The sequence below is a fragment of the Agrobacterium sp. ST15.16.055 genome (assembly GCF_027956555.1).
GTDB classification, from domain to species: Bacteria; Pseudomonadota; Alphaproteobacteria; order Rhizobiales; family Rhizobiaceae; genus Agrobacterium; species Agrobacterium salinitolerans.
The window spans coordinates 69,166-86,197 of the sequence record NZ_JAQKGN010000013.1 but is presented as its reverse complement, the minus strand read 5'-3'; the positions used below and the strand labels follow the sequence as shown (position 1 = coordinate 86,197).

Below are 17,032 nucleotides of genomic sequence, written 5' to 3'. Positions count from 1 at the left end.
CTGAGACGGTAAACATACCCTCTTTGCCATTGTTGCCGGATCAATGCTCTTCGTACTGGCTGAAACTCGGATCGGCCAGATCCGTAAAGCGGGTGAACTCGGACTGGAAGGCAAGCTTCACCGTGCCGGTCGGTCCGTGACGCTGCTTGGCGATGATGACGTCAGCCGTGCCTTTCACCTTGTCGAACAGGGCTTCCCATTCGGCATATTTGGGATCGGATATATCGCGCGGCTCCATGTTCTTGACGTAATATTCCTCGCGGAACACGAACAGCACCACGTCCGCGTCCTGCTCGATGGAGCCGGATTCACGCAGGTCGGAAAGCTGCGGACGCTTGTCTTCGCGGCTTTCCACCGCACGGGAGAGCTGTGACAGCGCGATGATCGGAACGTTGAGTTCCTTGCCGAGCGCTTTCAGACCCGTGGTGATCTGGGTGATTTCCTGCACGCGGTTTTCGCCGCTCTTGCCGGAGCCGGTCATCAGCTGAACGTAGTCGACCACCAGAACATCGAGGCCGCGCTGGCGCTTCAGGCGGCGGGCGCGGGCGGAAAGCTGGGCAATCGAGATGCCACCGGTCTGGTCGATGTAAAGCGGCACCTTCTGCATCATCTGGGAGCAGGCGACGAGCTTTTCAAAATCGGCCTCGGTGATGTCGCCGCGGCGGATTTTCGAGGAAGACACTTCCGTCTGCTCGGAAATGATACGGGTAGCGAGCTGTTCGGACGACATTTCGAGCGAGTAGAAGCCGACGACGCCGCCGTTTTTCGCCTTGTACGACCCGTCCGGCTGCACTTCCTGCTCATAGGATGCGGCGATGTTGTAGGCGATGTTGGTCGCAAGCGAGGTCTTGCCCATACCCGGGCGGCCGGCAAGCACGATAAGGTCGGAACGCTGCAACCCGCCCATGCGGGCGTCGAGCGAATGAATACCGGTGGAAATACCGGAGAGATTGCCGTCGCGTTCGAAGGCGGCGCCGGCCATGTCGATCGCCAGCGCCACGGCGTCGTTAAACGACTGGAAACCGCCGTCGTAACGGCCGGTTTCCGCCAGTTCGAACAGGCGGCGTTCGGTGTCTTCGATCTGCGCCTGCGGCGGCATGTCGAGCGGCGCGTCATAGGCGATGTTGACGACATCCTCGCCGATCTGGATCAGTGCGCGGCGCAGCGCCAGATCGTAGATCGCCCGGCCGTAATCTTCCGCGTTGATGATCGAGACGGCTTCCGCCGCCAGACGCGCGAGATACTGCGCCACCGTCAGATCGCCGATCTTGTCGTCGGCGGGCAGGAAGGTCTTGATCGTCACCGGATTGGCGGTCTTGCCCATGCGGATGATATCGCCCGCCACCTCGAAAATCTTACGGTGCAGCGGTTCGTAAAGATGCACGGGCTTCAGGAAGTCCGACACGCGATAATAGGCGTCGTTATTGACGAGGATGGCGCCCAGCAGCGCTTGTTCCGCTTCGATGTTGTTCGGCGCTTCGCGGTAATGCGGTTCCGCCGGTTGCGCGGGGGTGATCTTTCTCACAGCGTCGTTCATGGTTTGCGCGATCTCCCTTTGCCTTTTCTTACACCTCAGGCTTTGGCTTCCTGGGGCATGGCAGTCAATGATATTGTTGCAACACTCCATGGCAGGGTGACGTCTGCCCCGTTGCGCTCGATCACATCTTCAGTTGTCCCCAGCAATCCACAGGGGGCGCAGACAAGGGGCGGGAAAAATTACCGGCCCGGAATTCGCGGCAACGTGATTCGCTGCCATGAGTTTACCGCATGGCAGACCCGGCGTGAAAGAACCTTGAAATTCGTCAGCCTTACGAATAAATAGGTAGAAAATAAGTAGTGTGCTAATTATAAGGCTTACTGACATGTCCCGCGAGACCGACAAGGAACAGCTTCTGGATGAAGTCTCCGCTTTTACCCGCAAACTGCGCGCGTTTTTCGATGCGCGGGTGGGGGAAAGCGGCCTGACGCTGGCCCGCGCGCGGGCGCTTTTCGCCCTTTCTCGCCGAGGTCCGCTGACGCAGACGGAACTTGCCGAGGAAATGGAAATCGAGACGCCGACCCTGGTGCGCGTGCTCGACGGCATGGAGAAGCAAAACCTCATCGAACGCCGTTCCGATGAGAACGACCGCCGCGCCAAACGCATCCACATGACGGCGGAAGGCGAGAAAACGTCGGAGACGGTGCAGGCGATGGCAAAGTCGCTGCGTTCCGAGATTGCCGCCGATATTTCCTCGCAGGATCTGGCGATGGCATTGGATGTCATGCGCCGCCTGTCGGCCAACCTGCAAAATCTCGCTTCGGGAAGGGGGCAGGCATGAGCACCGTGGTATCGCAGAATGATCACGATGTGAGGCTTAACCAGGAGCCGGATACGGCGGAGAAGCAGGCGAATGTGACGCCTGCGGTCGTTTCTGCGACAGCTGCGGAACCGGAACCAACGCTTGCCGCGCCCGTTCAGCCGGATCGGCCGCTGTGGCTGCGGCTCTGCTTCATTTTCGCTGGGCTGTGTTTTTTCATCACGCAGGGTCTCGGCATGAACCTCGTCATGGCCAATCTCTATCAGCTGCAGGGCGAGTTTTCCGCAACCGTGGCTGAGGTGGCCTGGCTTTCGGCGGCCTATATGGCGCCCTATGCCACCTTCTCCATCGCTTTGTTCAAGGTCAGGGCGCAATATGGCCTGCGACCCTTCGCCGAGCTTTCGATCGTCGCCTTTGTCATCGCCAACTGCCTCAATCTTTTCGTCACCGATTTGCATTCGGCGATCGTCATCCGCTTCATCAGCGGCATGGCCGCCGCACCGATTTCCTCGCTCGGCTTCCTCTACATACTAGAAGCTTTTCCGCCCGCGCGAAAATTCTCGCTCGGCTTCAGCATTGCGCTGACGGGAACCCTGCTGTCCGCGCCGATTGCGCGCATGGTCTCACCCTCGCTGCTGGCGATTGACGGCTGGAACGCCCTCTATTCAATGGAAGTCGGCTTTGCGCTGATCTCGCTTGCCATGATCTACGTCCTCAAGGTCACGCCGCCGCCGCGCGCGAAAGTCATCGAGCGCATGGATATTCTAAGCTATCTCCTGTTTGCTGGCGGTCTCGGTTGCCTCGCGGTGATGCTGACGCTGGGCCGGTTCTATTGGTGGTTCGAGACCTGGTGGCTCGGTGCGCTGCTGGCGACATCCATTGCTCTTCTGACACTGATGGCTTTCATTGAATTGCCGCGCCAGAACCCGCTTCTCGACCTGCGCTGGATTTTCTCCAAAACCAACCTGCACGCCATCGCGGTCCTGCTGGTCTATAGAGCGGTATCGTCTGAACAATCCTCGACGGCCGTCAGCTTTTACCAGCAGCTCGGCCTGCTCAATGATCAGACAATTCCGCTTTATGCGCTGGTGCTGCTGGCGACCCTCCTGGGTGGGGCGGCCTGCGCCTGGTTGATGTTGACGAAATATGTCGATACGGCCCATGTCATTGCGCTGACGCTGATTGCCGCCGGGTCCTTTATGGACAGTCAGTCCACCAATCTGACCCGCCCGGAGCAAATGTATCTCAGCCAGATGATGATTGCGTTCGGCGCCGCCATGTTCCTGCCGCCTGTCATGGCGAAGGGTTTTGGCGCAGCGATTGCAAGGGGCACACCCTATCTGGTGAATTTCATCACCATCTTCCTGTTTACGCAGATTACCGGATCGATGTTGATGACGGGCCTGCTCGGCAGTTTCGTGACGCTGCGGGAAAAATTCCACTCCAATATTCTGGTGGAAAATATCCTGCTCACCAATCCCGCAGTCGCCCAGCGCGTCTCGCAACTTTCCGGCGCTTACAGTCATGTCATCACCGATCCGGCATTGCTGAAGGCCGAGGGGCTGTCGCTGCTCGGTCAGCAGGTCAGCAGGGAAGCCTATGTGCTTGCTTATAACGATACGTTCCTGCTGATCGCCGTTGTCTCGGCGCTGGCGCTTGCCTTCCTTTTAATCCATCTTGCCTGGCGACGCATCTGGCCACTCCTTTCGGGAAATGCCGGTGCCGCGCCAGCGACACAGTCTTGAACATCCAAGAGTGACATCATGCTGAAGAAGTTTTTTACCCCCGTTTCCATTCTCGTGCTGCTCGGCGGCATCGCCGGTGTGGCGCTGGTGCTTTACGCGTGGCGGCTGCCGCCGTTCCTTTCCACCGTCGAAATGACCGACAATGCCTTTGTGCGGGGTTATGTCACGACGATGAGCCCGCAGGTGAGTGGCTATGTGGTGAATGTTCCGGTGAAGGACTATCAGGAAGTCAAGCAGGGCACCCTGCTGGCGAAGATCGACGACCGCATCTATCGCCAGAAACAGGCCCAGGCGGAAGCAACGCTCGATACGCATAAGGCGGCACTCGACAATTCCCGCCAGCAGGAAAATGCGGCCAATGCCAATATTCGCTCCAGCGAGGCGGCGGTTGACAGCGCGCAGGCCTCGCTGAAACAGGCGCAGCTCGCCTCCGACCGGCAGGACAATCTCATCAAAAGCGGGGTAGGAACCTCAAGCCTCCAGGAAGAAGCTCATGCCGCGCTGGAAAAGGCGAGGGCATCGCTGTCGCAGGCAAAGGCGGCGCTGGAAGTGTCGCGACAGGATTTGCAGACGATCATCGTCAACCGCAGCTCGCTGCAGGCAGCCGTCGCCAATGCCGAAGCCGCCGTCGAACTGGCCCGGATCGATCTTGCCAATACCGAAATCCACGCGCCGGTCGATGGCAGGCTCGGCGAAATCGGCGTGCGCACTGGCCAATATGTCACCGCCGGCACGCAGCTGATGGCCGTTGTGCCGCATGATGTCTGGGTTATCGCCAATTTCAAGGAAACCCAGCTCGCCGGCATGCAGGTCGGCCAGCCGGTGACGATCTCGGTGGACGCGCTGCATCGCCGCAAGCTTACCGGCCATGTGGAACGGTTCTCGCCCGCGACGGGTTCGGAATTCGCCGTTATCAAGCCTGACAATGCGACGGGTAATTTCGTAAAGATCGCCCAGCGCCTCGGCGTACGGATCGCGATCGATGCCGATCAGCCCCTGACGGCGGAGCTTTCTCCAGGCATGTCGGTGGTGGTGCATGTGGACAAGAGCAAGGCGCCTGAGCGCACGGAGACGGCGGCGAGGTAGTGGGCGTTGAGTTTGCGGAGGGATACCCCCCCTCTACAAACACAACAAACAAAAAACCCCGGATGTCGCCATCCGGGGTTTTCCTTTGACCGTTAGGCCAGATCTTATTCGTCGTCGCCGTCGCGGTCAGCTTCCGGGTCGAAGAAATCTTCCGGACGCAGCGCGTCTTCGTCAACGCCGTAAATGGCGTCAGCGGAGGTGAGGCTTTCGCCCTTGGCCTGACGCTCTGCTTCTTCAGCCGAACGGGCAACGTTCAGCTCGACCTGCAGCTCGACTTCGGCGTGCAGGTGCAGGGTAACGTTGTGCAGACCGATGGTCTTGATCGGCGTGTTCAGCTCAACCTGGTTGCGGCCGATGTTGAAGCCTTCGGCGCCGAGGATTTCAACGACGTCGCGAGCAGCGACAGAACCGTAGAGCTGGCCGGTTTCGCCAGCCGAACGGACGACGATGAAGGACTTGCCTTCGAGGGCTTCGGCAACCTTCTGGGCTTCCGACTTGCGCTCGAGGTTACGGGCTTCGAGCGTTGCGCGCTCGGTTTCGAAACGGGTCTTGTTGGCAGCATTGGCGCGCAGCGCCTTGCCCTGCGGCAGCAGGAAGTTACGGGCATAGCCGTCGCGAACCTTGACGGTTTCGCCCATCTGGCCGAGCTTGTTGATGCGTTCGAGAAGAATAACGTCCATCTTCTTGATCCTTTCTAGTTGTTGGTTTCGTTCGTATTGTCGGTTTTCCGCGTCGGAGTAAGAGAGATCGTGCTGCGCACGTCGCTCAGGCCGAACACGAGAATGATGAACAGCGGAAAGACAAAGACCGCCGAGAGATATGCGAGAATGAGAACCGGCAGACGCCAGTCCTTTCCACGCGCGCGCTTGTGCAGCGAGGCGTAACCCGCCATCAGGAAGCCCGCGCCGAAGGTGCCGCAGATGACCGCTCCGACCATGGCCGCGACGCCGCCAAGGAACATGGCGACGATGCCAGCGAGGAAAATGAAGATGGCGTTGCGGTGCATGCGCAGTGCCGAAGCGATGTCCTCGCGCGGGCGAAGACCCTTGCCGAAGGTGCCGACCACTCGCGTCGCGAAATAATAGGCGGCAAACAAAAGGATGACCCAGAGGCCGCCCTGAACGATCGGCAGCATCAGCACCAACAGGGTCTTTGTTTGCGCCAGCGCCTCGACATTGGGCTCGAACAGGGGTTCGCGGCTCTGAACCGAGGTCATCATCACATCGACCATGCGCGCGACGAGATCGGGACCGTAACCGATCATCCAGCCGAGAATGACGACGGCGACGGAAACCAGAATGCACAGATGCAGCACGATGCCGGAAAGCGGATACCATGCAAGCAGATCATCCGGGCCGCCGAGTTCGGAGGCCGGGCGCGCCAGATTGGCCAGATGCGAAAGCCAGCCCGCCGGAATCAGCGTGAAGATGGCAATCGTCAGCGCGAAAAGCGGCGACATGACCAAAGCACCGATGATGGCCGTGGTGATGATCGCGATAATGGCGGCGCGGTTGCCCCAGCCCATGCCGGCGATGAAAATCGGCATGGCGGAACCGGCATAAAGCAGGAAAGAAAGCGACGACTGTGCCGTTGCGCCAAGCGTTAAAAACGCGGCGCATATGCCGGCGAGAACGCCGGAGATCAGCACTGTCTGATTCAACTTCTGCACTTCGCTGTCCTGCTGAAACTTAAGCAGTTAGAGGATCGCTCCTTGGAGCCTCATCCCCAACATGGGTTTTTTGGTATCGATCCGCGCCCAACGCAGAAGGATTGAGATAAAGCGAGGCCGCGCCAAAACGCAGCCTCGCTTCAATTCATTATGCTACGACGTAAGGCAGCAGGCCTAGGAAACGGGCGCGCTTGATCGCCTGGGCGAGTTCGCGCTGCTTCTTCTGGGAAACGGCCGTGATGCGGGAAGGAACGATCTTGCCGCGCTCGGAAATGTAGCGCTGCAGGAGACGAACGTCCTTGTAGTCGATCTTCGGAGCGTTGGCGCCGGAGAAGGGGCACGTCTTGCGACGGCGGTGGAACGGGCGGCGTGCCTGGGAAGAGGATGCGTCAGCCATAGGTCAATTCTCCTTATGCACGGTCTTCGCGCGGACGGCGCGGACGGTCTTCGCGGTCGCCGAAGCCACCTTCGCGCGGTGCGCGGGGACCACGATCTTCACGCGGGCCACGGTCCGGACGGTCGCCGTCACGGCGCGGACGGTCGTCGCGATCGCGCTTCTGCATCATCGCGGACGGGCCTTCTTCGTGGGCTTCGACGGCGATGGTCATGTAGCGAAGAACGTCTTCGTTGATGCGCATCTGGCGCTCGACTTCATGGATGGCGGCCGCCGGAGCGTCGATGTCCATGAGAGCGTAGTGAGCCTTGCGGTTCTTCTTGATGCGGTAGGTGAGGGACTTCAGACCCCAGTTCTCGACGCGTCCGACTTTACCGCCGAACGATTCGATAACGCCCTTGTACTGCTCGACAAGTGCGTCAACCTGCTGGGCAGAAATATCCTGCCGGGCAAGGAAGATGTGTTCGTAAAGAGCCATTTAAGCTTTGCCTTTCTTGCGTTTCGTCCTTCACCCGGCAACGGCGCTAAGCCTCAACGACTGCTCCTGAAAAGGCGTGAGCCTTAAAGCAAGAAAAGCGTTGTTCGAGACGGTCGAGAGCGGAGACACGGGAGGCCGGAAAAACCTTATGGTTCCTGCTGTTCCGTTACCGGAACCAGCCCTCCGTTCAGCCACCAGCCAATTGGACCGGGTGTTGTGAACAGCGCGCTTATACGGATTTTTGCCCGGAATGCAAGGGCGAGTGCGAAAAAGCGCGCTGTTGCATCGTCAGATCGGCATTGGATATTGCCGGTGGATCGCCGCTACACCCTTCAGTACCTCGTCCGACAGCGTCACATCCGCAGCCGCAATATCAACCTTCAACTGTTCCATCGTCGTCGCGCCGATGATGACGGAGGCCATGAAGGGGCGCGTCAGGCAGAAGGCAATGGCGAGCTTTGCTGGATCGATGCCATGAGCGGCAGCAAGCTCCAGATAAGCCTTGACCGGCGCTTCCTGAAGCGGTTGCAGGCGACCGCCGAGGTCTTTGTTGATGCTGCCGCGTGAACCCGCCGGGCGGGCGCCGTTCTGGTATTTGCCGGTCAGCAGCCCTGCCGCCAGCGGCGAATATGCGAGCAGGCCAACGTCCTCGTGGTGGGCGACTTCCGCCATATCGAGATCGAAGCTGCGGTACAGCAGGTTGTATTCATTCTGAATGGTGGCGACGCGCGGCAGGCCGTTAGCCTCCGCGATATCGATATATTTCTGCGTGCCCCAGGCGCTTTCGTTGGAGAGACCAATGGCGCGGATCTTGCCGGCCTTCACCAATTCGCCGAGCGTTTCGAGCTTTTCGGTGATTTCGGCGAGCGTGCGCTTGGTGTCCTGGCCGGAAGCGTCAAAGCTCCATGCGCCACGAAAATGATAGGTGCCGCGATTCGGCCAGTGGATTTGGTAGAGGTCGATATAGTCGGTCTTCAGGCGCTTGAGGCTGGTGTCCACCGCCTCGCGGATGGCTGCGGCGTCGATATCGCGACCGCCACGAATGTAGTCACGTCCAGAGCCTGCGACCTTGGTGGCGAGCACGACCTGATCGCGCTTTCCGGTCTTTTCAAACCAGGTGCCGATATAGTCTTCCGTCCGCCCCTGCGTTTCGGCGGAAACGGGGGTGGTAGGATAAAGTTCTGCCGTATCGAAGAAATTGACGCCGTTTTCGACGGCGTAATCCATCTGCGCGTGCGCGTCGGCTTCGGTGTTCTGCGTGCCCCACGTCATGGTGCCGAGGCAGATTTCAGACACGGAAATACCCGTGCGGCCCAATAGTCTTTGTTTCATGGAAATGTCCCGGTGCTTGGCCAGATAGTTTGGAAGGTGGGGTGAAAGTAATGGGGATTTGCCGCAGTGCAAGAAAAAATATGATGAAAGATAAGGGGAAAACAGGTCGGCAAAACCCCTGGCGAGGGCCCGCCATGGGGCTTCAAGCCTTGACTTCGCTGGCGGGAATGTGAATGGAAGTCGACAAGAATAAAGGCAACGCCAGACAAGAAGGACGACATCCCATGGGTATTGCATTCACTTTTCCCGGACAGGGAAGTCAGGCCGTCGGCATGGGCAAGGAGCTGGCGGATACCTATCCGGAAGCGCGCGCCGTGTTTCAGGAAGTCGATGAGGCGCTCGACCAGAAGCTCTCCGATATCATGTGGAACGGCCCTGAAGAGACGCTGACGCTGACCGCCAACGCCCAGCCGGCCCTCATGGCAGTGTCCATGGCGGTCATGCGGGTTCTCGAAGCGCGCGGTTTCAAGCTGTCCGATACGGTTTCTTATGTCGCCGGCCACTCGCTCGGCGAATATTCGGCGCTCTGTGCCGCCGGCACCTTCTCGGTTGCCGATACCGCGCGTCTTCTGCGCATTCGCGGCAATGCCATGCAGGCCGCCGTGCCGGTGGGTGAGGGCGCCATGGCGGCGATTATCGGGCTTGAGCATGACGCCGTTTCGGCAATCTGCGAAGAAGCGGCCATTCTCGGCGTCTGCCAGATCGCCAATGACAATGGCGGTGGCCAGCTCGTCATCTCCGGCGGCAAGGCCGCCGTCGAGAAGGCTGCTGAGATCGCGTCCGACAAGGGCGCCAAGCGCGCCATTATGCTGCCGGTTTCCGCCCCCTTCCACTCCGCGCTGATGGCGCCGGCGGCGGAAGCGATGCGCGAGGCTCTGGCGAAAGTCGAGAAGCACAATCCGGTCGTGCCTGTTATCGCCAACGTGCGCGCCGCTCCCGTTTCCGACGCCAATGAGATCGCCGCCCTGCTGGTCGAGCAGGTGACGGGGCAGGTGCGCTGGCGCGAGACGGTAGAATGGTTCGCCGCCAACAATGTCACGCAGCTTTACGAGATCGGCTCCGGCAAGGTGCTGACGGGCCTTGCCCGCCGCATCGACAAGACGGTGAACGGCGTTGCCGTCAACGGCGCTGCCGATATCGACCAGCTTCTTGCCACGCTTATCGGCTGAGACGGATACTCCGGCTGCCGCATTCATCGGGCGCAACAGCGCTGAACATTTTCAGTCCGAAGCTCTAAAGAAGGAATAGGACATGTTTGATCTGACAGGCCGCAAGGCTCTCGTAACCGGCGCAACCGGCGGCATCGGCGAAGAAATCGCCCGCCTTCTGCACAGCCAGGGCGCAACCGTCGGCCTGCACGGCACGCGCGTTGAAAAGCTCGAGGCGCTGGCGGCGGAACTTGGCGAGCGCGTCAAGATTTTCCCGGCCAACCTCGCCGATCGCTCAGAAGTAAAGGCACTCGGCGAAAAAGCCGAAGCCGAACTGGAAGGTGTCGATATCCTCGTCAACAATGCCGGCATCACCAAGGACGGCCTCTTCGTGCGCATGAGCGACGAGGACTGGGACAACGTCATCGAAGTGAACCTGACGGCGATGTTCCGCCTGACGCGTGAGTTGACGCATCCGATGATGCGCCGCCGTTTCGGCCGCATCATCAACATCACCTCCATCGTCGGCGTCACCGGCAATCCCGGCCAGGCCAACTATTGCGCTTCCAAGGCCGGCATGATCGGTTTTTCGAAGTCGCTGGCCCAGGAAATCGCCACCCGCAACGTCACCGTCAACTGCGTGGCGCCGGGCTTCATCGAAAGCGCCATGACCGGCAAGCTGAACGACAAGCAGAAAGACGCCATCATGGGCGCCATTCCCATGAAGCGCATGGGAACCGGTGCTGAGGTCGCCTCGGCCGTTCTCTACCTCGCCTCCAACGAGGCGGGCTACATGACCGGCCAGACCCTGCACGTCAATGGCGGCATGGCTATGATCTGACGGCGCCTAAGGCTGTCATGAAAAGGATTGCGGCGCTGTTTAAGCACCTTCTTGGGTAGCTGGCGCCGCAAGGCTCCGCCGACTGGTTTTCGGCGAAATTGCCTGTCATACGCTGTGCTTAGCGCGTTTTCAGGCTTTTCGACCGATTGAAACCATGTTAAGCGGGCCAAGACTGTGAACAGTCGTCCCGGAGAGACAGGAAGCCGTTGCGATTTTGCGTGACGATGTCTAGCTTGGAACGGGTTGAACGGGTTTGCCAGCAGCGCCGGATTTGAACGGCGCATGAGGGCTTCTAACAGGGCAGGGTGCCGCAAGGCATTCCCTTCAAAATAAAGGTCGAGGAAACCGACATGAGCGATATCGCAGAACGCGTAAAGAAAATTGTAATTGATCATCTTGGCGTTGACGCCGACAAGGTTGTCGAAGGCGCCAGCTTCATTGACGATCTGGGCGCTGATTCGCTCGACACCGTTGAACTGGTCATGGCTTTCGAAGAAGAATTCGGCGTTGAAATCCCCGACGACGCAGCTGACTCGATCCTGACGGTCGGCGACGCCGTCAAGTTCATCGAGAAGGCCCAGGCCTGATCGACCTTCATCGGGAGGGTGACATATCTTCCCGTCTTGGCCCGGCTTGTCCGGGCCAATGTTTTATAGGCAGACGGTGGGTGCCGCAAAGGCACCCTTTCCCGTTGTCCTAAAGGTCACGGGCTGCGATAACGCTGCCTGTAACCTTCAAGCAAAGATTGAGACGTACTGCAGCCTGCCGAGAGTGCCATCTCATGGTGCCCGGTGTTGCAGGAAGACCGATGATTTGGATAAGGGCGGAGCGTTGGCGATGAGGCGTGTCGTTATCACCGGTACCGGCATGGTATCTCCTCTTGGATGCGGAACGGAAGTGACCTGGGAACGGCTTTTGGCCGGCCAGAACGGCGCCCGTCTCGTGACTGAATTCGAAGTCGAAGACTTGCCGGCAAAGATCGCCTGCCGTATTCCCGTCGGCGATGGTTCCAACGGCACTTTCAATGCCGATGACTGGATGGAACCCAAGGAACAGCGCAAGATCGATCCTTTCATCCTGTACGGCATGGCTGCCGCCGACATGGCGCTTGCCGACGCAAACTGGCATCCGGAAACGGACGAGGACCAGATCGCGACAGGCGTTCTGATCGGCTCCGGCATTGGCGGCCTGGAGGGCATTGTCGAGGCGGGCTATACGCTGCGCGACAAGGGCCCGCGGCGCATTTCCCCATTCTTCATTCCCGGCCGCCTGATCAACCTCGTATCCGGCCAGGTTTCCATCCGCCACAAGCTGCGCGGACCGAACCATGCCGTGGTGACGGCCTGCTCGACCGGCGCGCACGCCATTGGCGACGCCGCCCGTCTGATCGCGCTCGGCGATGCCGACGTCATGGTCGCCGGCGGCGCCGAATCGCCGGTCTGCCGCATCGCGCTCGCCGGCTTCGCCGCCTGCAAGGCGCTTTCCACACAACACAATGACGATCCGCAGAAGGCCTCGCGCCCTTATGACCGTGACCGCGATGGTTTCGTCATGGGTGAAGGTGCGGGCATCGTCGTTCTGGAAGAGCTGGAACACGCCAAGGCGCGCGGCGCGAAGATCTATGCGGAAGTCGTCGGTTACGGCCTCTCTGGCGATGCCTATCACATCACCGCACCGTCCGAGGACGGTGAAGGTGCCTATCGCTGCATGTCGATGGCGCTGAAGCGCGCAGGTCTCACGCCTGACGATATCGACTACATCAACGCTCACGGCACCTCCACCATGGCCGATACGATCGAGCTTGGCGCGGTCGAGCGGCTTGTCGGCGAATCGGCCTCGAAGATTTCCATGTCCTCCACCAAGTCGGCGACCGGCCATCTTCTCGGTGCGGCGGGCGCTATCGAGGCGATCTTCGCGACGCTTGCGATCCGCGACAACATCGTTCCGCCGACGCTGAACCTCGATAATCCCGATGTGGAGACGAAGATCGATCTCGTGCCGCACAAGGCGCGCAAGCGTAAGGTCGACGTGGCGCTCTCGAACTCCTTCGGATTCGGCGGCACCAACGCCTCCCTCGTGCTGCGTCGTTACGAAGCATAATCGCGGCGGCTCTGCCGCCGCTGGCGCCCTCCCACCGGGTGCTGACAAAGGACGTTCTTTCATTTGAAGAACGCATTGCGGCCTGTGAAAGCTATTCCGGTTTTCGCGCCGCTATTGTAGTCGTTTTATGGGAAGCGTTTGCCGGTGCCGGCTGCTCCCTCAATCGGCTTTGTCCGAAACGATGTTCGTGAAGCGGAACAGCAGGCTTCACGATACCTCTATGTGGTGCGGGACGGCATTCCGAACCTGTTTTTGCCGCATTACCTGCGCAAAAAGCGCTGACAACGCCGAACTGAAAAGGACCGACGGTGAGCGACACGAACCAGAACAGCCAGGGACCATACGGACAAACCGGCGCGGGCGAAGGCAATCGCGGCCCGATCATTCCGAAATCCCCGACGGAGGCGCTGCGGCCGGAAAAAGTGCCGGCTCCGCCCAAGCGCTCCCGCAAGGCCCACGGCCAGCTTGTGATCTTCCTGAACTTTCTGATGACGCTGGCCGTCGCCGTCTGTGTGCTGGCCATTGCCGCTTTCTATTACATGATCAATGCGTTCCAGGAGCCCGGTCCGCTCCAGACGAACACCCATTTCACAGTGCGCAACGGCGCAGGCATCATCGAGATCGCCAATAATCTCGAACGCAATGACATCATCTCCAACGCCCGCGTTTTCCGCCTGATGACCGGCAGCTATCTGCAGAAGGACCAGACGCTGAAGACGGGTGAATACGAGATCAAGGCTGGCGCATCGATGAAGGACATCATGGTGCTGCTGGAGTCCGGCAAGTCGATCCTTTATTCCGTGTCGCTTCCGGAAGGCCTGACCGTGAAACAGATGTTCGCACGTCTTGCTGCGGATGAAGTTCTGGACGGCGAGCTTCCCGCCACGCTGCCGCCGGAAGGCAGCCTGCGCCCGGATACCTATCGCTTCACCCGCGGCACCAAGCGCGAAGAGATCATCAACCAGATGAGTGCGGCGCAGGACAAGCTGATCGACATGATCTGGGAACGGCGCGATCCCGATCTGCCGATCAAGACCGTCGAGGAATTCGTGACGCTTGCCTCGATTGTCGAGAAAGAAACCGGCAAGGACGACGAACGCGCCCATGTCGCCTCCGTGTTCTACAACCGCCTGAAGAAGGGCATGCGCCTGCAATCCGACCCGACGATCATCTACGGCCTGTTCGGTGGCGACGGCAAACCGTCGGACCGCCCGATCTACCAGTCGGACCTGCAGAAGCAGACGCCGTTCAACACTTATGTCATCAAGGGCCTTCCGCCGTCTCCCATCGCCAATCCGGGCCGCGCGGCACTTGAGGCTGTCGCCAATCCATGGCGCACGGATGACCTTTATTTCGTTGCTGACGGCACCGGCGGCCACGTCTTTGCCAAGACGCTTGAAGAGCACAACGCCAATGTTCGCCGCTGGCGCAAGATCGAGGCTGAGAAGGCTGCTTCCGGCGCCAATCCCGATGTTGTCGTGGATGGCCAGCCAGGTGGAACCGAGGCGGAGAAACCCGCCAACAACTGATAATCTCGACCGGGCTCTGTGATCCACAGGGCCCGGTTTTGTAAGGCATGACGGGGGGCTTTCAGATATGACATTGCAATCGATGACCGGCTTTGCGCGCAGCGAAGGAACCTCCGGCCGTTACCGCTGGGCGTGGGAATTGCGGTCCGTGAACGGCAAGGGGCTCGATGTCCGCCTGCGTCTGCCGACCGGTCTTGAAGCGCTGGAAACGGCCCTGCGCGAAATCGCAGGCGAGCATCTTTCCCGCGGTAATATCCAGGCGGGTCTGACGCTGGCGATTGCGGAAAACCGGCTGGAGGCGGTGGTCAACCGCGATGCTCTGGCGGCTGTTCTGGCGCTGAAAAAGGAGCTTGGCGATGTCGTGGAAGACAAGCCGCTGAGCTTCGACACGCTGCTGACGCTGCGCGGGCTCGTCGATTTTCGCGAGGCGGAAGACGATGCGGAGGTTCAGGCCGCGCGCAACGATGATGTGCTTGCCGGCTTCGCCGCCGCGGTCGAGAAGCTGAAGGATATGCGCGAGCGCGAAGGGGCTTCGCTGTTTGCCATCCTGTCCGGTCACATCAACCGGATCGAGCAGCTCGCAGACATCATTGAAAACGATCCTTCCCGCCAGCCCGAGCAAATTGCGGCACGGCTCGCCCAGCAGATCGCCCTCATCGGCGACGGCTTGCACGGGCTCGATCGTGACCGGCTTCATGCAGAGGCGGCGCTGATCGCCACCAAGGCGGATCTGCGTGAAGAGATCGACCGGCTGCACGCCCATGTTCAGGCGTCGCGGGAGCTTTTGGCCAATGGTGGGCCGGTTGGCCGCAAGCTCGATTTTCTTGCACAGGAATTTAACCGCGAGTCGAATACAATCTGTTCCAAATCGAACGCCAGTGCGGTAACCGCAGCGGGCATAGAGCTGAAAGTGGTGATCGACCAGTTCCGCGAGCAGGTCCAAAATCTGGAGTAGACCCATGGCCCCGGTGAATAATTCTCCCGTCACGATTGCCCGCAGAGGGTTGATGCTGGTGATTTCTTCGCCATCGGGCGCGGGAAAATCTACGATTGCGCGCAACCTGCTCGACAAGGACAAGAATATCGGCCTGTCCGTCAGTGTCACGACACGTCCGCGCCGCCAGAGCGAGATTGACGGTATCCACTACCATTTCATTTCCAAGCGCGATTTCGAGCGCCTGCGCGACAGCGACGCGCTGCTGGAATGGGCCGAGGTTCACGGCAATTTCTACGGCACCCCGCGCGAGCCGGTGGAAGAAGCTATGGCCGCAGGCCGCGACATGCTGTTCGATATCGACTGGCAGGGCGCCGAGCAGCTTCAGGACAAGATGAAGGCCGACGTCGTTTCGATCTTCATCCTGCCGCCGACCATGACCGAACTTCAATCGCGCCTGCATCGCCGCGCCGAAGACACCGAAGAGGTCATCAAGACCCGGCTTCTCAATTCCCGTGCCGAGATCGAACACTGGCGCGACTATGACTATGTCATCCTCAATGACGACCTGCAGGCCGCCTTCGAGGCCGTCGAAGCAATCGTGAAGGCCGAACGCGTCCGCCGCGACCGCCGCCACGGCATGTTCGATTTCGTGCGGGCGTTGCTCGAGGAAGAGCCAAAGCTCGGTTGAAAGCCGTTTTGTTCTATTTCTGGAGTGAGGCCGGCAAATCGACTTGAATTCCCAACGGAATGAAGTGCTTCAGATTTTCGGTTGTCACGGTCAGATTATAGACTTGAGCGGTGGCGGCGATGATCAGGTCGGCAAGGCCGGGATGACGGCCCTTGCTGTTTGCCACATCCTCTATCGCACCCGCTACACGGGCAACCGCTACATCCATCGGCAATATTCGATCTCCGAAGTTTTCGGTCAGAGAACTCAGCCAGTCGTTCAGACGCTTGGCGCGATCGATGGCACCCTTGCGAACAAGATATCCTATTCCCTTTTGGATTTCGGCAACGGTCATCGCTGACAGATAAAGTGCATCGGCCTCGCCCTGTACATGGAACCATGTGCGGGTCGCTTCGGATGGGATTGGCTTGTCGGGAGCAAATCGGGATATGATATTGGTATCGAGCAGGAAGCCGTTACTCAAAATCGATGTCCCTCATGGTCGAAGGATTGCGCGACAAATCCACGCCGCCGGGATAGGTTAGCAGGAAATCACCGAAATTGGCGGGTGGCGTCTTCAGCGCCTTTTTCGCTGCTTCGGCCGCCTCGACGGAAACAAGCACCGCTGCCGGTTTACCGTGACGTGTGATGGTCACGAACTCGCCCTTCGCTGCTTCATCGATCAGTGTGGCAAATCCGGCTTTTGCTTCGGCAACGCTCATGCTCGACATATCCGCCTCCAAAAATGACCATATATGGACATAATAGTAGAGCGCAGAGTTGCAAGCAACCTCCGTCGTTGCATCGGC

18 protein-coding genes are annotated in these 17,032 nt (G+C 59.7%); 10 read left to right on the top strand and 8 right to left on the bottom strand.

The window, feature by feature from the left end; translation table 11 throughout:
• Window positions 1-40: 40 nt before the first annotated feature.
• Entirely contained in the window at window positions 41-1,537 is a 1,497-nt protein-coding gene (locus PL599_RS17615; RefSeq protein ID WP_003520716.1) for a replicative DNA helicase, read from the bottom strand.
• Window positions 1,538-1,862: 325 nt separating this feature from the next.
• On the opposite strand from PL599_RS17615, the gene PL599_RS17610 reads away from it, so the two are divergent.
• The 3 genes from PL599_RS17610 to PL599_RS17600 are packed head-to-tail and all read left to right on the top strand — an operon-like array spanning window position 1,863 to window position 5,128.
• The gene (locus PL599_RS17610) at window positions 1,863-2,318 is read left to right on the top strand and encodes a MarR family winged helix-turn-helix transcriptional regulator (RefSeq protein ID WP_142912521.1); all 456 of its coding nucleotides are present in this window, start codon (window positions 1,863-1,865) and stop codon (window positions 2,316-2,318) included.
• Complete coding sequence (locus tag PL599_RS17605; protein WP_162520428.1) at window positions 2,315-4,042, top strand: MFS transporter; 1,728 nt, start codon at window positions 2,315-2,317, stop codon at window positions 4,040-4,042. The genes PL599_RS17610 and PL599_RS17605 overlap by 4 nt, the downstream gene beginning before the upstream one ends.
• 18 nt (window positions 4,043-4,060) lie before the next feature.
• On the top strand, window positions 4,061-5,128 hold the full coding sequence (locus tag PL599_RS17600) for an HlyD family secretion protein (protein ID WP_077982572.1): 1,068 nt from the start codon (window positions 4,061-4,063) through the stop codon (window positions 5,126-5,128).
• Between the two features lie 104 nt (window positions 5,129-5,232).
• Here PL599_RS17600 and rplI read toward each other — a convergent pair whose 3' ends face one another.
• From rplI to PL599_RS17575, 5 genes are all read right to left on the bottom strand, one after another.
• Window positions 5,233-5,808 (bottom strand): 50S ribosomal protein L9, encoded by a 576-nt coding sequence (gene rplI / locus PL599_RS17595; RefSeq protein ID WP_077982571.1) that lies wholly within the window; start codon window positions 5,806-5,808, stop codon window positions 5,233-5,235.
• Window positions 5,809-5,822: 14 nt separating this feature from the next.
• Complete coding sequence (locus PL599_RS17590) at window positions 5,823-6,797, bottom strand: DUF2232 domain-containing protein (protein WP_077982570.1); 975 nt, start codon at window positions 6,795-6,797, stop codon at window positions 5,823-5,825.
• A 148-nt stretch (window positions 6,798-6,945) separates the two neighbouring features.
• Window positions 6,946-7,194, bottom strand: coding sequence for a 30S ribosomal protein S18 (rpsR, locus tag PL599_RS17585; RefSeq protein WP_003502063.1), 249 nt, complete (start codon window positions 7,192-7,194; stop codon window positions 6,946-6,948).
• Between the two features lie 13 nt (window positions 7,195-7,207).
• A complete protein-coding gene (gene rpsF, locus PL599_RS17580) occupies window positions 7,208-7,669 on the bottom strand; it encodes a 30S ribosomal protein S6 (RefSeq protein ID WP_003502065.1) in 462 nt (153 codons plus the stop codon).
• Between the two features lie 288 nt (window positions 7,670-7,957).
• The gene (locus PL599_RS17575; protein ID WP_077982569.1) at window positions 7,958-9,001 is read right to left on the bottom strand and encodes an aldo/keto reductase; all 1,044 of its coding nucleotides are present in this window, start codon (window positions 8,999-9,001) and stop codon (window positions 7,958-7,960) included.
• 224 nt (window positions 9,002-9,225) lie between these two features.
• On the opposite strand from PL599_RS17575, the gene fabD reads away from it, so the two are divergent.
• The 7 genes from fabD (at window position 9,226) to gmk (ending at window position 16,244) form a co-directional block, all read left to right on the top strand.
• A complete protein-coding gene (gene fabD / locus PL599_RS17570; protein ID WP_269824193.1) occupies window positions 9,226-10,170 on the top strand; it encodes an ACP S-malonyltransferase in 945 nt (314 codons plus the stop codon).
• Window positions 10,171-10,252: 82 nt separating this feature from the next.
• Window positions 10,253-10,990: a 3-oxoacyl-[acyl-carrier-protein] reductase gene (gene fabG / locus PL599_RS17565; RefSeq protein ID WP_080791001.1), complete on the top strand. Its 738-nt coding sequence runs from the start codon at window positions 10,253-10,255 to the stop codon at window positions 10,988-10,990.
• Window positions 10,991-11,340: 350 nt separating this feature from the next.
• The gene (locus PL599_RS17560) at window positions 11,341-11,577 is read left to right on the top strand and encodes an acyl carrier protein (protein WP_003502080.1); all 237 of its coding nucleotides are present in this window, start codon (window positions 11,341-11,343) and stop codon (window positions 11,575-11,577) included.
• 250 nt (window positions 11,578-11,827) lie between these two features.
• Window positions 11,828-13,090 (top strand): beta-ketoacyl-ACP synthase II, encoded by a 1,263-nt coding sequence (fabF, locus tag PL599_RS17555; protein ID WP_077982567.1) that lies wholly within the window; start codon window positions 11,828-11,830, stop codon window positions 13,088-13,090.
• A 308-nt stretch (window positions 13,091-13,398) separates the two neighbouring features.
• Complete coding sequence (mltG, locus tag PL599_RS17550; RefSeq protein WP_077982566.1) at window positions 13,399-14,619, top strand: endolytic transglycosylase MltG; 1,221 nt, start codon at window positions 13,399-13,401, stop codon at window positions 14,617-14,619.
• A 67-nt stretch (window positions 14,620-14,686) separates the two neighbouring features.
• Window positions 14,687-15,574, top strand: a complete 888-nt coding sequence (locus PL599_RS17545; RefSeq protein WP_137410052.1) for a YicC/YloC family endoribonuclease — start codon at window positions 14,687-14,689, stop codon at window positions 15,572-15,574.
• A 4-nt stretch (window positions 15,575-15,578) separates the two neighbouring features.
• Window positions 15,579-16,244: a guanylate kinase gene (gmk, locus tag PL599_RS17540; protein ID WP_269824195.1), complete on the top strand. Its 666-nt coding sequence runs from the start codon at window positions 15,579-15,581 to the stop codon at window positions 16,242-16,244.
• Between the two features lie 13 nt (window positions 16,245-16,257).
• On the opposite strand, the gene PL599_RS17535 is transcribed toward gmk, so the two are convergent.
• Window positions 16,258-16,707 (bottom strand): type II toxin-antitoxin system VapC family toxin, encoded by a 450-nt coding sequence (locus PL599_RS17535; protein WP_269824196.1) that lies wholly within the window; start codon window positions 16,705-16,707, stop codon window positions 16,258-16,260.
• Window positions 16,700-16,954 (bottom strand): type II toxin-antitoxin system Phd/YefM family antitoxin, encoded by a 255-nt coding sequence (locus PL599_RS17530; protein ID WP_269824197.1) that lies wholly within the window; start codon window positions 16,952-16,954, stop codon window positions 16,700-16,702. Before PL599_RS17530 ends, PL599_RS17535 begins: the two co-directional genes overlap by 8 nt.
• Window positions 16,955-17,032 lie beyond the last annotated feature (78 nt).

What these genes read in the sequence shown, in the direction of transcription:
- PL599_RS17615 (WP_003520716.1), bottom strand. Translation starts at nt 1,537, where the DNA reads ATGAACGACGCTGTGAGAAAGATCACCCCCGCGCAACCGGCGGAACCG.
- PL599_RS17610 (WP_142912521.1), top strand. Translation starts at nt 1,863, where the DNA reads ATGTCCCGCGAGACCGACAAGGAACAGCTTCTGGATGAAGTCTCCGCT.
- PL599_RS17605 (WP_162520428.1), top strand. Translation starts at nt 2,315, where the DNA reads ATGAGCACCGTGGTATCGCAGAATGATCACGATGTGAGGCTTAACCAG.
- PL599_RS17600 (WP_077982572.1), top strand. Translation starts at nt 4,061, where the DNA reads ATGCTGAAGAAGTTTTTTACCCCCGTTTCCATTCTCGTGCTGCTCGGC.
- rplI (WP_077982571.1), bottom strand. Translation starts at nt 5,808, where the DNA reads ATGGACGTTATTCTTCTCGAACGCATCAACAAGCTCGGCCAGATGGGC.
- rpsR (WP_003502063.1), bottom strand. Translation starts at nt 7,194, where the DNA reads ATGGCTGACGCATCCTCTTCCCAGGCACGCCGCCCGTTCCACCGCCGT.
- rpsF (WP_003502065.1), bottom strand. Translation starts at nt 7,669, where the DNA reads ATGGCTCTTTACGAACACATCTTCCTTGCCCGGCAGGATATTTCTGCC.
- PL599_RS17575 (WP_077982569.1), bottom strand. Translation starts at nt 9,001, where the DNA reads ATGAAACAAAGACTATTGGGCCGCACGGGTATTTCCGTGTCTGAAATC.
- fabD (WP_269824193.1), top strand. Translation starts at nt 9,226, where the DNA reads ATGGGTATTGCATTCACTTTTCCCGGACAGGGAAGTCAGGCCGTCGGC.
- fabG (WP_080791001.1), top strand. Translation starts at nt 10,253, where the DNA reads ATGTTTGATCTGACAGGCCGCAAGGCTCTCGTAACCGGCGCAACCGGC.
- PL599_RS17560 (WP_003502080.1), top strand. Translation starts at nt 11,341, where the DNA reads ATGAGCGATATCGCAGAACGCGTAAAGAAAATTGTAATTGATCATCTT.
- fabF (WP_077982567.1), top strand. Translation starts at nt 11,828, where the DNA reads ATGAGGCGTGTCGTTATCACCGGTACCGGCATGGTATCTCCTCTTGGA.
- PL599_RS17545 (WP_137410052.1), top strand. Translation starts at nt 14,687, where the DNA reads ATGACATTGCAATCGATGACCGGCTTTGCGCGCAGCGAAGGAACCTCC.
- gmk (WP_269824195.1), top strand. Translation starts at nt 15,579, where the DNA reads ATGGCCCCGGTGAATAATTCTCCCGTCACGATTGCCCGCAGAGGGTTG.
- PL599_RS17530 (WP_269824197.1), bottom strand. Translation starts at nt 16,954, where the DNA reads ATGTCGAGCATGAGCGTTGCCGAAGCAAAAGCCGGATTTGCCACACTG.